Source organism: Rahnella sp. Larv3_ips, assembly GCF_003697865.1.
In the GTDB taxonomy this organism is placed as follows: Bacteria; Pseudomonadota; Gammaproteobacteria; order Enterobacterales; family Enterobacteriaceae; genus Rahnella; species Rahnella rivi.
Genome location: NZ_MJIB01000021.1, coordinates 926,931 through 941,496, shown reverse-complemented (window position 1 = coordinate 941,496; position 14,566 = coordinate 926,931). Strand labels below are relative to the sequence as shown.

Below are 14,566 nucleotides of genomic sequence, written 5' to 3'. Positions count from 1 at the left end.
AGCGGTTTACGTGCTTACTGCGCGGCAGTTTCCTGAGCAGGATCCGCCCGCCAGATGATTTTGCTGACTTTCCAGTCTTTCAGCGAATCGTCCGATGGCATCAGTGAATCCGGGCCGTGCCAGATCCCGCTGAACACGTAAGTCACGTGAGCACTTTGCGGGGCTTTGCACTCAATACTCTGCGCATCGTCACCTTCGCCTTTCACACAGACATCAAAGGCTTTGGTATACAGATCGCTAAAGGAGGTGCCTATTTTAACGCCCCATTCGCTTTCGACTTTGGCGTCTGTCACATCAACCCGCCGCACAGTGCCTTTCGGCTCGCCGCTGATCGACATTTTCACGTCTTTGCCATCCATCGCCTGGAAGAAACTGAGCATTTTACCGTTGCTCATCGACATACCACTGCGCAGCGTGTAATCCCCGTCCAGCGCCTCTTTGATCGCGTCTTCAGTCAGCGGCGTGCTGGCGGTGATATCACCGACACCTTTTTCAGACACCGTCAGGCTGCTGCCGAACCAGTTCAGAGGATTCATGGATGACCAGGAAATGCCCGGCATCGACATATTCGATATCGACGAACAGCCCGTGAGGATCAAAGGAAGCGCCAGCAACATCGGGCGAACCCGTAAGCGAACAGTCATTCAGTGTACTCCTTGGCTCCCCGTTTCCGTTGGCCGGTGCGGCCTGACGGACAAACCGGCAGCATAATGAGGGATAATTAACTTTTATACAGCCTGCGGCTGCTTTTAGCGTTCAGCGCCAGTTCGAGTGCTTTCTTTCCGAAAAAGTTCAATGACGTCACGCCAGACGGCGCGCCGCATCAAAACAGGCTCGCAGACGACGACTCAGCAGCCAGTAGGCCAGCGCGGCGGCGTCGAGCAGCGCCAGCGCAATATCCACGCCGGAAATCAGATCGTTACTTTGCCAAAGCCCGAGTGCCTGCAGTGCAAACGTCACAAACATGCCCGCCAGCAACAGCCAGTAACCGGCCTGCCAGATGCGCGGCCATAAATGGCGGCGACCGCTGAGCAGAAACACCAGCGCCGGGGGCAGCCCCAGCAACATACCGGACCAGAAACTCTGACGATCGGGATAAAAAAGGGACAGTAAATCATTGCCCTGCTGCCGCGATGCACCCGCCATAACAAACAGCAGCCAGGTTCGCGCCTGTAACATCAAAATCGTCCAGAACCACAGCGGCAGGCGCAACATTCCGTGGTCGTTATAATCATCCGGGTTCATAAAAGAGGACAACGTTCCTGCGAATTAAGTGAAATTAAACAATAATCAGAGCATCTTAAGAAACCGTTAAGAACAGTCTGCTTTACTGTACCTCAACGCGGCAACACATCGCAAAGATGCCATAGTTGCTGACACACACCAGAAAAGTTAATTAAGGAAGACCTATTATGATGAAGAAAATCACTCTGGCAGCCCTCATCGCACTGAGTTCAGCGTCCGTTTATGCCCAGCAAACCGGCGGTTTTAACGGCCCTTCCGCTCAGGAAGCGCAAACCCAGCCAGCGGCACAGGGCGGCTTTACCGGCACCACCGCACTGAGCACCGTAAAAGATGCTCAAACCATGAAAGACGATCAATGGATTATGCTGGAAGGTTTTATCGATCAGCGTATCGACCATGATAGATACATTTTCCGCGACAACACCGGTACCCTCAATGTAGAAATTGACGGCAAACGCTGGCAGGGACAGAACGTGTCACCAAAAGACAAAATCCGCATTGAAGGTAAAGTCGATAAAGACTGGAACTCAGTGGAAGTTGACGTCAAAAGCGTAAAAGTGATCAAGTAATCACACCCGGCGTTTAAACGTAAAAAGCCCCGACGGCCATCGCCTGTCGGGGCTTTTTTAATTTATGCAGACCCGGCTTAATATTCCTGATCTTCGATAAGCCGTTTACCCAGCAGCAGCGTATCTGAAATCTCGTAGCCGAGTTTTTCATACATGCTGACCACCGCGTCATTTTCAGCACGCACCATTAAATTGATTTTTGGGCAGCCACGGGCAATCAGTTTCTTTTCCAGCCGGTTCACCAGTGCATTGGCAATCCCGCGCCCGCGATAATCCGGGTGTACGCCAAGATAGCCCACCGAACCGCGATGACCGTCATAGCCCCCCATCAGCGTGCCGACCACTTCCCCGCCAACTTCGGCCACCAGGAAAAACTCCGGGCTGTGGTTAATCTTGCGCTCAATATCCAGTTCCGGATCATTCCACGGACGCAGCAGATCGCAGCGCTCCCACAAGGTCAGTACTTCTTCGAAATCTTCTTGCCGGTATACGCGAATTTCCATCACTGTCGCCACTGTTGTGTTAATAAGGGGAAAGAGGTTTCTATAATTATCGCGTGATCTGCTTGATACGCAACATCAAAATCAAAAATCGTGCATTTTATAAGCGCTTTTTCTCTGGCCGTTTGTCAGCCCGTGAGCTCATGAATCATTAATTTGAGATATATTTGTCCGCCAATATATTAATTCGCGACACAAAATTCATAAACAGTAATAGTTCTCAGATCGAAACTATAAAAAAGATACTCTATAACATAGGGCATTCTGCTTTTTTTATGACGGTAATGGACTGATGTTAAACCCCCTGAACAAATTTCTGCATTTCCAGCCTCTGCCCGCTTCCGCTACCCGTCGCCAGCTCCTGTTATCCGGCCTGGGTTTAGCCATTGCCGCCTTTGGTTCCCGTTCTGCCAGCGCAGCGCAGCAGGAACACATCACCAAATCTGCTCCGGCGCCGAAACCGCCGGGTTCGAAAAAGCTGGTGATGATCGACCCTGGCCACGGCGGGATCGATTCCGGTGCCGTCGGCCATGAAGGATCGGAAGAGAAACATGTGGTGCTGGAGATTGCCAACTATGTGCGCGAAATCCTTGGCGCGCAGAGCCATATTGAGGTCAGGCTGACGCGAGATTCCGACCACTTTATCCCGCTGTATCAGCGTGTTGAGCTGGCGCATCAGCATCAGGCCGATTTGTTCGTTTCAATTCACGCCGATGGTTACACCAGCCCGAGCGCTTCCGGCGCGTCAGTGTTTGCACTTTCTAACCGGGGTGCCAGCAGCGCGATGGCGCGATACATGTCCAAAAAAGAGAACGACGCCGATTTGGTCGCCGGGGCGAAATATGCCAAAGAAGACAACAATTACCTGCAGCAGGTGCTGTTTGACCTGGTGCAAACCGACACCATCAAAAACAGCCTGACACTCGGCCACCATGTGCTCGACAGAATCCGCCCTATCCACCATTTACACAGTCAGCAGACGGAGCAGGCCGCTTTTGCCGTGCTGAAATCGCCGTCGATTCCCTCGATTTTGGTAGAAACGTCTTTCATCACCAACCATCAGGAAGAGCAACTGCTCAGCACCACCGCGTTTCGTAAAGAGATTGCACAGGCGATTTCGCAGGGGATCATCAACTTCTTCAGCTATTTCGATGCCAATGAGCGTAAACCACGATAATCTTCATTCTTCGGGCTGCACATGCCCTGGCGGCTCTGACTCCTGCGAATTACGGACAGTGCCGCCTTCCTGCAACTCGAATGATTTTGAGTATATAATAGCGTCCACTTTTCTCTCATTCAGCGCCCGCAAGGCGCTGAATGTCTTTTCAGTCAACGTCTGCGAGTTTGCCTGTGAGCCAATCGATTCCCGACATTCAGCAAGTTAAAACCTTCCTGCTTTCACTGCAGGAGCACATCACTCAGCAACTGGCTGCCGCCGACGGTCAGGGCCAGTTCGCCGAAGATCAGTGGGTGCGTGAAGAAGGCGGCGGCGGCCAGAGCCGGGTGTTAACGAATGGTGCAGTCTTCGAACAGGCTGGCGTTAATTTTTCCCACGTCTCCGGCGCCATGCTCCCCGCTTCCGCCACCGCGCACCGCCCCGAGCTCGCAGGGCGCAGCTTTCAGGCGATGGGCGTTTCTCTGGTGATTCATCCGCTGAATCCTTATGTCCCGACCAGCCACGCGAACGTGCGTTTCTTCATTGCCGAAAAAGCCGGTGAAGCCCCGGTATGGTGGTTCGGCGGCGGGTTTGACCTCACCCCTTATTACGGATTTGAAGAAGATGCCCGCCACTGGCATCTCACGGCGCAACAGCTGTGCCAGCCATTTGGTGACGACATATATCCGAAATACAAAAAATGGTGCGACGACTACTTCTTCATTAAACACCGCAATGAGGCGCGCGGCATCGGCGGCCTGTTCTTTGACGATCTCAATACTCCGGATTTCGCCACCAGCTTTGACTTTATGCAGGCTGTGGGCAACGGTTTCACCGACGCTTATCTGCCCATTGTTGAAAAGCGCAAATTGCTGCCGTGGGGCGAACGTGAGCGCCAGTTCCAGCTCTATCGCCGTGGCCGCTATGTCGAATTCAATCTGGTGTGGGATCGCGGAACGCTGTTTGGCCTGCAAACCGGTGGCCGTACGGAGTCGATTCTGATGTCAATGCCGCCGCTGGTCCGCTGGGAATACAGTTATCAGCCTGAAGCCGGCAGCCCGGAAGCGGCGCTGTACAGCGATTTCCTGCCGCCACGCGACTGGCTGAATCTGCACGCTGATCTTACGGGGAGCGACACTGATGCAAATCTGGGTTGATGCCGATGCCTGTCCGAATGTCATCAAGGACGTCCTGTTCCGTGCCGCCGAACGAACCGGCATGATGGTGACGTTAGTGGCTAACCAAATCATCCGCACGCCGCCGTCAAAATTCCTGCGCACCCTGCGCGTTGAGGCGGGCTTTGACGTGGCGGATAACGAAATCGTGAAGCGCACTGAGCCGGGAGATTTAGTGATCACCGCTGACATCCCGCTGGCCGCTGAAGTGATCGAAAAAGGCGGCGTGGCGCTCAACCCGCGCGGCGAGCGCTACACCACCGAAACCATTAAAGAGCGCCTGAATATGCGTGATTTTATGGACACCATGCGCGCCAGCGGCGTGCAAACCGGCGGACCGCCCGCGCTCAATCAGCGCGACCGCCAGCAATTCGCCAATGAACTGGATAAGTGGCTGCAACAAGCTAAAAAATAATCCGGTCAGGCAAAACGATGTATCCCTACACTTTAAAGGAATAAAACATGGTCAAAAAGATCATCCTGGATTGCGATCCGGGGCATGACGATGCCATTGCCATGCTGCTGGCACACGGTAATCCGGAAATCGAACTGCTGGCAGTCACCACCGTAGTCGGTAACCAGACGCTGGAAAAAGTCACCCGTAACGCCCTTGCTGTGGCGCGGGTGATTAACCTGACCGGCGTGCCCTTTGCCGCAGGTGCCACTCGTCCGCTGGTGCGTCAGGTGGAAATCGCCGACGAAATCCACGGCGATTCTGGTCTGGATGGCCCGGTATTGCCGGAAGCGGCCATCACGCTGGAACCCGTTCACGCCATCGATCTGATCATTGATTTGATCATGTCGCATCCGCCAAAAACCATCACGCTGGTGCCTACCGGCGGCCTGACCAACATCGCCATGGCGGTGCGCAAAGAACCGCGCATTGCTGAACGCGTCAAAGAAGTCGTGCTGATGGGCGGCGGTTATCACGTCGGTAACTGGAGCGCCGTCGCGGAGTTCAACATTAAAATCGACCCGGAAGCCGCGCATATCGTCTTCAACGAGAAATGGCCGCTGACCATGGTCGGACTGGATCTCACTCATCAGGCGCTGGCAACGCCGGAAGTCGCGGCGCGTATCGCCGCCGTCGGCACGCAACCGGCAAAATTTGTGGGTGAGCTGCTCGATTTCTTTGGACTAAGTTACAAAGATCGTCAGGGGTTTGATTCTCCGCCGGTTCATGACCCCTGCGCCGTCGCTTACGTCATTGATCCGAACGTAATGACCGTACGCAAAGTGCCGGTGGATATCGAACTGACCGGCACATTGACGCTTGGCATGACAGTGGCTGATTTCCGCGCCCCGCCGCCGCCGGACTGCCATACACAAGTGGCGGTAAAACTGGATCATCAACGTTTCTGGGATCTGATCGTCGATGCGCTCGAACGCATCGGCGAAGTGAAATACTGAGGCCGCAAGCAGACGTAACGGGCATCCTGCTGATGCCCGTTTTCGTCAGGATCCCCGCGTTATAAAGGTTCGGTTTGCGCCTCTACCACGGCCAGCGCCACCATATTCACAATACGGCGTACCGAGGCAATGGGCGTGAGAATGTGCACCGGTTTTGAAACCCCCATCAGCACCGGCCCGACGGTCACCCCTTCCGAACTGGACACCCGCAACAGGTTGTAGCTGATGCGGGCTGATTCCATATTCGGCATGATCAAAATATTGGCCGCCCCTTTCAGCGGGCTGTCCGGCATGATGTCCTGACGAATACTTTCCACAAGCGCAGCGTCACCGTGCATCTCACCATCGATTTCGAGATCCGGCTCGCGCGCGTTTACCAGCTCCAGCGTCCTGCGCATTTTAAGCGCCGCCGGGCTGTCCGACGTGCCGAAACTGGAATGGGATAACAGCGCCACTTTCGGCTCGATACCAAAACGCCGCACCGTTTCTGCCGCCATCAGGGTAATTTCCGCCAGCTGTTCTGCGGTCGGGTCATCATTGACATAGGTATCCGCAATAAAGGTATTGCCGCTCGGCAACAGCAAGGCATTCATTGCTCCGGCAACGTGGGTGCCTTCGCGAAAACCAAACACCTTTTCCACGATATCGTAATGTTCATGGTAGGTACCAACCGTGCCGCAAATCATCGCATCGGCTTCACCGCGCAGCAGCATAATCGCCGCGATAAGCGTCGGATTGCCGATCACCGCACGCCGGGCCTGCTCCTGCGAGACGCCGCGTCGTTTCATGCGGTCATAGTATTCACGCCAGTACTCGTTAAAGCGCGGATCGGATTCGTTATTGACCACTTCGAAATCTTTGCCCGCTTCGAGTTGCAGACCGAGTTTCTTGATGCGCATTTCAATCACGCTCGGTCGCCCGACCAAAATCGGTTTCGCCAGACCGAGAGTGATCAGTTCCTGCGTGGCCTGCAAAACGCGCTCCTCTTCACCTTCGGCCATCACCACCCGCTTCGCCTCTTTTTTGGCCTGAGAGAAAATCGGTTTCATAAACAAATTGGTTTTGTAAACGAACTCCGACAGCTTCTCGACGTAGGCATCGAAATCCAGAATGGGCCGCGTGGCAACACCAGAATCCATCGCCGCCTTAGCCACCGCCGGGGCAATTTTCACGATCAATCGCGGATCAAAAGGCTTAGGAATGATGTAGTCAGGGCCGAACGACAGCTCCTCTTCACCGTAGGCCGAAGCCACCACATCACTTTGCTCGGCCATTGCCAGATCGGCGATCGCATGGACACAGGCCAGCTTCATTTCTTCATTGATGGTGGTTGCGCCAACGTCCAGCGCCCCGCGAAAAATAAACGGGAAACACAGAACATTGTTTACCTGATTAGGGTAGTCAGACCGGCCGGTGCAGATAATGGCATCAGGGCGGACGGCCTTTGCCAGCGGCGGCAGAATTTCCGGTTCCGGGTTAGCGAGCGCCAGGATCAGCGGATCTTTTGCCATAGTTTTCACCATGTCCTGCGTCAGCACACCAGGCCCGGAACAACCGAGGAAAATATCCGCTTGCGGGATAGCGTCCGCCAGCGTGCGCTGGCCGTTGTCTTCGATGGCATACACCGCTTTGGTTTCAGCCATGTTCTCTTCACGGCCTTGATAAATCACGCCGCGGGAATCACAGGCCGTAATGTTGTGGCGCTTCAGCCCCAGCGCCACCAGTAAATTCAGACAGGCAATCGCCGATGCTCCCGCCCCCGACACCACCAGCCGTACATCTGAAATATTTTTCCCGACCACGCGCAAACCATTCAGAACAGCAGCGGTACAGATGATCGCGGTGCCATGCTGATCGTCGTGGAACACCGGAATATTCATGCGCTCACGCAGTTTTTTCTCGATGTAAAAACACTCCGGCGCTTTGATATCTTCAAGATTGATGCCGCCAAACGTTGGCTCCAGCGCAGCAATGACGTCGATTAACCGGTCGGGATCCAACTCATCCACTTCGATATCAAACACATCGATACCGGCGAATTTTTTAAATAATACGCCCTTGCCTTCCATCACAGGTTTACCCGCCAGCGCACCAATATTGCCGAGGCCGAGCACCGCCGTGCCGTTAGAAATCACGGCCACCAGATTCCCCTTGGCCGTGTATTTGTACGCCGCCAGCGGATCTTTTTGAATCTCGAGACAAGGCGCGGCCACGCCCGGCGAGTACGCCAGCGCCAGATCTCGCTGTGTGGCGAGCGGTTTTGTCGGGGAAACCTGAATCTTTCCGGGCACCGGGAATTCGTGGAAATCGAGCGCACTTTGCTTGAGTTGTTCGTCCATCGTAGGGTCCTTTTCTGTTTCTTATTTTTTTCAGGGGTACAGAGCAAGGGAAGCCGCAACATCCGGTTTTCCCGCACAACAGTATAGATAACCTGCCACGACACAGGCCGAAGCACGACCAAAAGTTGTGCGTTACATTGATTACTTTTCGTTCGCGGAAGACGTCTCGCAAAATTCAACTAAGCTTAAGGTTCCCCCTTGCGCAACTCAGGTTGAAAGCTCAGCCTTGCGTAGGCTTTTGCTTTTTCATTGCTCTGACCCATTACAACAATCAGAAAAAGCGTATTCATATTGTTAACAGAATGATGCAGGGTAGACCCCCTGTGAAAAAGAGTCGCACGACCTGTTGCTGTATCGTTTTTTAGCTAAGGAGATGTAGAGATGAACCAGTTAGACGCCCTCAAAAAGCTAACTACCGTGGTTGCCGACAGCGGTGACATTGAATCTATCCGTCATTTCGAACCGCAGGATGCCACCACCAATCCATCCTTAATCCTGAAAGCCGCCGACCTCCCGCAGTATCAGAATTTGATCAAAGACGCGGTGGACTACGCCCGCAAACAAGGTGGCAGCAAAGAAGATCAGGTGATCAACGCCACGGACAAACTGGCGGTCAATATCGGTGTCGAAATCCTCAAAAGCGTGCCCGGTCGCATCTCAACAGAAGTGGATGCGCGTATGTCTTTTGACAGCGAAAAATGCCTCGCGAAAGCCCGCAAACTCATCGGCCTATATCAGGAACAGGGGATCGATAAATCCCGTATTTTGATCAAACTGGCCTCTACGTGGGAAGGCATCAAGGCCGCCGAAGAACTGGAAAAAGAAGGCATCAACTGTAACCTGACGCTGCTGTTCTCCTTTGCTCAGGCACGCGCCTGCGCCGAAGCCGGTGTCTACCTGATTTCTCCGTTCGTTGGCCGCATTTATGATTGGTACAAAGCCAAAGATCCTGAAGCCACCTATGACGTAGAAAAAGATCCGGGCGTGAAATCTGTCCGTGAGATCTACACATACTACAAATCACACGGCTACGAGACGGTGATCATGGGTGCCAGCTTCCGTAAAGTTGAACAAATTCTGGCACTGGCGGGCTGCGACCGCCTGACCATTTCACCGGCCCTGCTGGAAGAGCTGAAAGCCAGCGAGGCACCGGTGGAACGTAAGCTGCAAGCGTCATCGCAGGGCAGCAAACAGCCTGCACCGCTGACTCAGGCAGAATTCCTCTGGGAGCATCATCAGGACGCCATGGCCGTTGAGAAACTGGCTGAAGGTATCCGCCTGTTCGCCGTCGATCAGCAGAAACTCGAAGACATGCTTTCTGCTCAACTGTAATTCCACTCACTGTTATTTCAATGGCCGTTGACCTGTTCAGCGGCCATTCACCGGAGAAAAATATGCCTTCTCGTAGAGAACTCGCGAACGCTATCCGTGCGTTAAGCATGGATGCGGTGCAGAAAGCCAATTCCGGCCACCCAGGCGCTCCCATGGGGATGGCGGATATCGCCGAAGTGTTGTGGCGCGATTACATGAATCACAACCCGACCAACCCGCACTGGGCAGACCGCGATCGCTTCGTGCTGTCCAACGGTCACGGCTCGATGCTGATATACAGCCTGCTGCACCTCACGGGTTACGATCTGCCGATGAAAGAGCTGGAGAATTTCCGCCAGCTGCACTCCAAAACACCAGGTCACCCGGAATATGGCTATACGCCGGGCGTTGAAACGACCACCGGCCCGTTGGGTCAGGGCATCGCCAATGCCGTGGGTTTTGCGATTGCAGAACGCACGCTGGCCGCACAGTTCAACCGTGAAAACCACGACATCGTTAACCATCACACTTATGCCTTTATGGGCGACGGTTGCATGATGGAAGGGATTTCCCACGAAGCCTGCTCGCTGGCTGGCACCATGAAACTCGGTAAACTGACCGCGTTTTATGATGACAACGGCATTTCTATCGACGGCCATGTTGAAGGCTGGTTCACCGATGACACAGCCAAACGTTTCGAAGCCTACGGCTGGCACGTGATCCGTGGTGTCGATGGTCAGAATGCTGACGCCATCAAAGCGGCCATCGAAGAATCCCACAAAGTGACCGACAGACCTTCCCTGTTACTGTGCAAAACAGTCATCGGTTTTGGTTCACCTAATAAAGCCGGTACGCACGATGCGCACGGTGCTGCGCTGGGTGTGGATGAAGTGGCTGCCACCCGTAAAGCGCTGGGCTGGAACTACCCTGCCTTTGAAATTCCGCAGGATATTTATGCTGCCTGGGATGCCAAAGAAGCGGGTAAAGCGAAAGAAAAAGCCTGGGATGAAAAGTTCGCCGCCTATGCAAGTGCTTATCCTGATCTGGCGAAAGAATTCAAGCGTCGTGTGAACGGTGAGCTGCCTGAAAACTGGGAAGCTGACGCACAAAAATTCATCGAAGGTTTGCAGGCCGCCCCGGCCAATATTGCCAGCCGTAAAGCTTCACAAAATACGCTGGAAGCCTTCGGTAAAATCTTACCTGAATTCCTCGGCGGCTCCGCTGACCTTGCCCCAAGCAACCTGACCATGTGGTCCGGCTCGAAATCCCTGGGCGATGATCTGGCCGGTAACTACATTCACTATGGCGTACGTGAGTTCGGCATGACGGCAATCTCCAACGGCATCGCGCTGCACGGCGGTTTCCTGCCTTATTCAGCCACTTTCCTGATGTTCGTTGAGTACGCCCGTAATGCGGTACGAATGGCATCGCTGATGAAGATCCGCAACGTGTTCGTTTACACCCATGATTCCATCGGTCTGGGCGAAGACGGCCCGACGCACCAGCCGGTCGAGCAAATGGCCAGCCTGCGCGTCACCCCCAACATGAGTCTGTGGCGTCCGGCCGATCAGGTCGAGTCGGCGATTGCGTGGAAATATGCCATCGAGCGTAACGACGGCCCGGCTGCGCTGATTTTCTCCCGTCAGAACTTGACCCAGCAACCGCGTACACCGGAGCAACTGGCTAACGTGGCGCGCGGCGGTTATGTGCTGAAAGATTGCCATGGCACACCTGACGTCATCCTGATCGCCACCGGCTCTGAAGTGGGTATCACGGTTGAAGCCGCAGACAAGCTGGCCGCAGCAGGCACGAAAGTGCGCGTGGTTTCCATGCCGTCCACTGACGTGTATGACAAACAGGACACGGCATACCGCGAATCGGTGCTGCCAAAAGAAGTCACGGCACGCCTGGCGGTTGAAGCGGGTATTGCGGATTACTGGTACAAATACGTCGGCCTTAATGGCGGCGTGGTTGGCATGACCAGCTTCGGCGAATCAGCCCCTGCTGAACAGTTGTTCAAAGAGTTCGGCTTTACGGTCGATAACGTTGTCGCGAAAGCACAGGCGTTACTGAAATAAAATCAGGCCGTTTTTATTCCCTCTCCGTGAAAAGAGAGGGAATAATTCATACTAAAAATCTCAAATCATGTCCCCTTCCTGCTTGATGAAAGTCGCCCGCTCCGGTAAAGTCCCGCCCCTTCTTTGGCATGGGGAACAGTAATGTTTATTGGATTTGACTACGGTACAGCGAATTGCTCCGTTGCGGTGATGCGCGACAATAACGCCCACCTGCTGGCGTTAGAAAATAACGATCCTTATTTACCCTCCATGCTGTGTGCACCATCGCGTGAAGCGGTCAGCGAATGGCTGAACCGTCACGGACAGGTGCCGACAGGCAGTGATGAAAATCTGGCGCTGCTGCGCCGCAGTGTCAGCTTTAACCGTGAGGAAGATATTCCGGTTAACGCCAACAGCGTTCACTTTGGTTTGCAGGCGCTGGCGACGTATATGGAAGATCCGGAAGAGGTTTATTTTGTCCGCTCTCCGAAATCCTTCCTTGGCGCAAACGGCCTGAAACCACAGCAAATTGCACTGTTCGAAGATCTGGTCTGCGCCATGATGTTCCACATCAAGCGGCAGGCAGAATCTGTCCTGCAAGAGACGATTCATCAGACCGTCATTGGCCGGCCAATCAACTTCCAGGGCATGGGCGGCGATGACGCAAACAGTCAGGCGCAGGGTATTTTGCAACGCGCCGCAGAACGTGCCGGTTTCCGTGATATCGCTTTCCAGTTTGAGCCGGTCGCTGCCGGTCTGGATTTTGAAGCCACGCTGACTGAAGAGAAAACGGTGCTGGTCGTCGATATCGGCGGCGGAACCACGGACTGCTCGGTGTTGCTGATGGGCCCGCAATGGCGTGATAAAGCAGAACGCCAGAACAGCCTGCTCGGCCACAGCGGTTGCCGCGTTGGCGGTAACGATCTGGATATCATGACGGCGTTCAAACAACTGACGCCTCAGTTCGGCATGGGCAGCGAAACCCAAAAAGGCACGGCGATCCCTGCGCTGCCTTACTGGAATGCGGTAGCGACAAATGATGTCCCGGCGCAGCTGGATTTTTACAGCGTCGCCAATGGCCGCATGTTGCGTGATTTGATCCGTGACGCCGCGCAGCCGGAGCTGATTAAGCGCCTGCTGAAAGTCCAGCAACAGCGCCTGAGCTATCGTCTGGTGCGTGCGGCGGAAGAGAGCAAGATAGCGCTTTCACAACACGAGAACGTCACGGCCGCCATGGACTTCATCGAATCCGGTCTGGCAGAAACCATCAGCCAGCAGCAACTGAGCGAAGCCATTGCACAGCCGCTGGAGCGCATTCAGGAACAGGTCAATCTCGCGCTGGCAAGCAGCGAAATAAAACCGGACGTGATTTATCTGACCGGTGGCAGTGCGCGTTCCCCGCTTCTGCGCGCGGCATTGCAGGCGCAGTTACCAGGTATTCCGCTGGTGGGTGGCAATGATTTCGGCTCGGTGACCGCCGGTCTGGCTCGCTGGGCACAAACGCTGTTCCGTTAATCGCTGAACGCCGGATGTAAAAAAACCGCCTGAGACATCCGGGCGGTTTTTTTTATTTCTGAGACGGCAAATTTACCAGGCGCTGGCATCATTCAGCGTCTGAATATCTGCATCATCCAGTTTCAGCGTTGCGGCCTGCGCCAGTTCGTTCAGCTGCTGCAAGGATGTCGCGCTGACGATCGGGGAAGTGATGGAGGGACGGGCAATCTGCCATGCCAGCGCGACCTGGCCAGGCTGCGCACCGTGCTTTTCAGCGACCTGATCCAGCCCCCGTAGCACCTTCAGACCGCGTTCATCGAGATAACGCGCAATCACACTCTCACCGCGCAGACTTTTACTGGCGTCAGCCTGAGTGCGATATTTCCCGGTCAGGAAGCCGGCGGCCAGCCCGTAAAAGTTAATGACGCCCAGACCGTTGTCCGTCACGACCTTCTCCAGCGCGTCTTCATACACTTTGCGGTCATACAGGTTGTACAAGGGTTGCAGCGTTTCATACCGCGCCAGACCGTTCTCCTTGCTGACTTTCAGCGCCTCGGCCAGACGCGGCGCGCTGTAGTTCGACGCGCCAACGGCACGCACTTTACCTTCTTTAATCAGCGCATCAAACGCGGCCATGGTTTCAGCCAGCGGCGTATCGGCATCATCATCATGCGACTGGTAGAGATCGATATAGTCCGTTTGCAGCCGTCTGAGCGAAGCTTCCACCGCGTCTTTAATGTAGCGGGGGGACAGGCCCACTTTGCCTTCTCCCATGGGTTTACCGACTTTAGTCGCCAGAACGATCTGATCGCGTTTACCGGTTTTCTTCAGCCAGTTGCCGATGATCGTTTCGGACTCGCCGCCCTGATTGCCCTCGACCCAGGCGGAATACACGTCGGCGGTGTCGATAAAGTTCAGGTTGTGATCCAGCAAGGCATCGAGCAGGCTGAAGGAGGCCGTCTGATCGACCGTCCAGCCAAACACGTTGCCACCAAAAGTCAGTACCGGTACCTGGATACCTGAACGGCCTAATTCTCTTTTACTCATCACTCACTCCTCTAAACGGTCAGGGTAGATTTTCTTCGCGTGCGAACGATTTGTGATTCAGGGTTTACCTTAGCATTCTGATATAAAATGGGTGGCTGAAAGTCCGACCTTTTTGTCATAAGTCATGTCCAAATCGTTGGGAGAAATGAGGGGGACTCTCCTTAATTCCTCCATTTTCTGCCGGAGCAATCTGGCTACACTGTAGGTCTGGCCTGATGACCCTCTGCAAGCCGCGACAATGATTGTGCTGATGCGATAACCCG

General features: G+C 54.5%; 13 protein-coding genes. 8 read left to right on the top strand and 5 right to left on the bottom strand.

The window, feature by feature from the left end:
- Positions 1-14: 14 nt before the first annotated feature.
- Complete coding sequence (locus ED901_RS23860) at positions 15-644, bottom strand: RpoE-regulated lipoprotein (RefSeq protein WP_122097447.1); 630 nt, start codon at positions 642-644, stop codon at positions 15-17.
- Between the two features lie 157 nt (positions 645-801).
- Positions 802-1,245: a DUF2919 domain-containing protein gene (locus ED901_RS23855; protein ID WP_122097446.1), complete on the bottom strand. Its 444-nt coding sequence runs from the start codon at positions 1,243-1,245 to the stop codon at positions 802-804.
- Positions 1,246-1,415: 170 nt separating this feature from the next.
- Here ED901_RS23855 and ED901_RS23850 point away from each other — a divergent pair, with 170 nt between their 5' ends.
- Positions 1,416-1,814, top strand: coding sequence for a YgiW/YdeI family stress tolerance OB fold protein (locus ED901_RS23850; protein ID WP_205965141.1), 399 nt, complete (start codon positions 1,416-1,418; stop codon positions 1,812-1,814).
- A 77-nt stretch (positions 1,815-1,891) separates the two neighbouring features.
- Here the strand turns inward: ED901_RS23850 and ED901_RS23845 are convergent, their stop codons facing one another.
- Positions 1,892-2,317 (bottom strand): GNAT family acetyltransferase, encoded by a 426-nt coding sequence (locus ED901_RS23845; protein ID WP_056781138.1) that lies wholly within the window; start codon positions 2,315-2,317, stop codon positions 1,892-1,894.
- 289 nt (positions 2,318-2,606) lie between these two features.
- Here ED901_RS23845 and amiA point away from each other — a divergent pair, with 289 nt between their 5' ends.
- The 4 genes from amiA (at position 2,607) to ED901_RS23825 (ending at position 6,055) form a co-directional block, all read left to right on the top strand.
- Complete coding sequence (gene amiA, locus ED901_RS23840; RefSeq protein ID WP_056781140.1) at positions 2,607-3,491, top strand: N-acetylmuramoyl-L-alanine amidase AmiA; 885 nt, start codon at positions 2,607-2,609, stop codon at positions 3,489-3,491.
- A gap of 140 nt (positions 3,492-3,631) precedes the next feature.
- Positions 3,632-4,627 (top strand): oxygen-dependent coproporphyrinogen oxidase, encoded by a 996-nt coding sequence (gene hemF, locus ED901_RS23835; protein ID WP_122097444.1) that lies wholly within the window; start codon positions 3,632-3,634, stop codon positions 4,625-4,627.
- Positions 4,611-5,060, top strand: a complete 450-nt coding sequence (locus ED901_RS23830) for a YaiI/YqxD family protein (protein ID WP_056781148.1) — start codon at positions 4,611-4,613, stop codon at positions 5,058-5,060. The genes hemF and ED901_RS23830 overlap by 17 nt, the downstream gene beginning before the upstream one ends.
- Positions 5,061-5,107: 47 nt before the next feature.
- Complete coding sequence (locus tag ED901_RS23825) at positions 5,108-6,055, top strand: nucleoside hydrolase (RefSeq protein ID WP_056781151.1); 948 nt, start codon at positions 5,108-5,110, stop codon at positions 6,053-6,055.
- 59 nt (positions 6,056-6,114) lie between these two features.
- Here ED901_RS23825 and maeB read toward each other — a convergent pair whose 3' ends face one another.
- Complete coding sequence (gene maeB / locus ED901_RS23820) at positions 6,115-8,394, bottom strand: NADP-dependent oxaloacetate-decarboxylating malate dehydrogenase (protein ID WP_056781154.1); 2,280 nt, start codon at positions 8,392-8,394, stop codon at positions 6,115-6,117.
- Between the two features lie 381 nt (positions 8,395-8,775).
- Between maeB and tal the strand changes: the two genes are divergently transcribed.
- The 3 genes from tal to yegD all read left to right on the top strand — a co-directional run bounded on the left by tal (position 8,776) and on the right by yegD (position 13,277).
- A complete protein-coding gene (gene tal / locus ED901_RS23815) occupies positions 8,776-9,726 on the top strand; it encodes a transaldolase (protein WP_122097443.1) in 951 nt (316 codons plus the stop codon).
- A gap of 62 nt (positions 9,727-9,788) precedes the next feature.
- A complete protein-coding gene (gene tkt, locus ED901_RS23810) occupies positions 9,789-11,783 on the top strand; it encodes a transketolase (RefSeq protein ID WP_122097442.1) in 1,995 nt (664 codons plus the stop codon).
- Positions 11,784-11,924: 141 nt separating this feature from the next.
- The gene (yegD, locus tag ED901_RS23805; protein ID WP_122097441.1) at positions 11,925-13,277 is read left to right on the top strand and encodes a molecular chaperone; all 1,353 of its coding nucleotides are present in this window, start codon (positions 11,925-11,927) and stop codon (positions 13,275-13,277) included.
- Between the two features lie 72 nt (positions 13,278-13,349).
- Here the strand turns inward: yegD and ED901_RS23800 are convergent, their stop codons facing one another.
- A complete protein-coding gene (locus tag ED901_RS23800) occupies positions 13,350-14,303 on the bottom strand; it encodes an aldo/keto reductase (RefSeq protein WP_122097440.1) in 954 nt (317 codons plus the stop codon).
- Positions 14,304-14,566 lie beyond the last annotated feature (263 nt).

Bases quoted from the DNA above. Each gene is read 5' to 3' on its own strand.
- ED901_RS23845 (WP_056781138.1), bottom strand. From the start codon at position 2,317: ATGGAAATTCGCGTATACCGGCAAGAAGATTTCGAAGAAGTACTGACC.
- maeB (WP_056781154.1), bottom strand. From the start codon at position 8,394: ATGGACGAACAACTCAAGCAAAGTGCGCTCGATTTCCACGAATTCCCG.
- ED901_RS23825 (WP_056781151.1), top strand. From the start codon at position 5,108: ATGGTCAAAAAGATCATCCTGGATTGCGATCCGGGGCATGACGATGCC.
- yegD (WP_122097441.1), top strand. From the start codon at position 11,925: ATGTTTATTGGATTTGACTACGGTACAGCGAATTGCTCCGTTGCGGTG.
- ED901_RS23800 (WP_122097440.1), bottom strand. From the start codon at position 14,303: ATGAGTAAAAGAGAATTAGGCCGTTCAGGTATCCAGGTACCGGTACTG.
- ED901_RS23855 (WP_122097446.1), bottom strand. From the start codon at position 1,245: ATGAACCCGGATGATTATAACGACCACGGAATGTTGCGCCTGCCGCTG.
- tal (WP_122097443.1), top strand. From the start codon at position 8,776: ATGAACCAGTTAGACGCCCTCAAAAAGCTAACTACCGTGGTTGCCGAC.
- ED901_RS23860 (WP_122097447.1), bottom strand. From the start codon at position 644: ATGACTGTTCGCTTACGGGTTCGCCCGATGTTGCTGGCGCTTCCTTTG.
- ED901_RS23850 (WP_205965141.1), top strand. From the start codon at position 1,416: ATGAAGAAAATCACTCTGGCAGCCCTCATCGCACTGAGTTCAGCGTCC.
- ED901_RS23830 (WP_056781148.1), top strand. From the start codon at position 4,611: ATGCAAATCTGGGTTGATGCCGATGCCTGTCCGAATGTCATCAAGGAC.
- tkt (WP_122097442.1), top strand. From the start codon at position 9,789: ATGCCTTCTCGTAGAGAACTCGCGAACGCTATCCGTGCGTTAAGCATG.
- hemF (WP_122097444.1), top strand. From the start codon at position 3,632: ATGTCTTTTCAGTCAACGTCTGCGAGTTTGCCTGTGAGCCAATCGATT.
- amiA (WP_056781140.1), top strand. From the start codon at position 2,607: ATGTTAAACCCCCTGAACAAATTTCTGCATTTCCAGCCTCTGCCCGCT.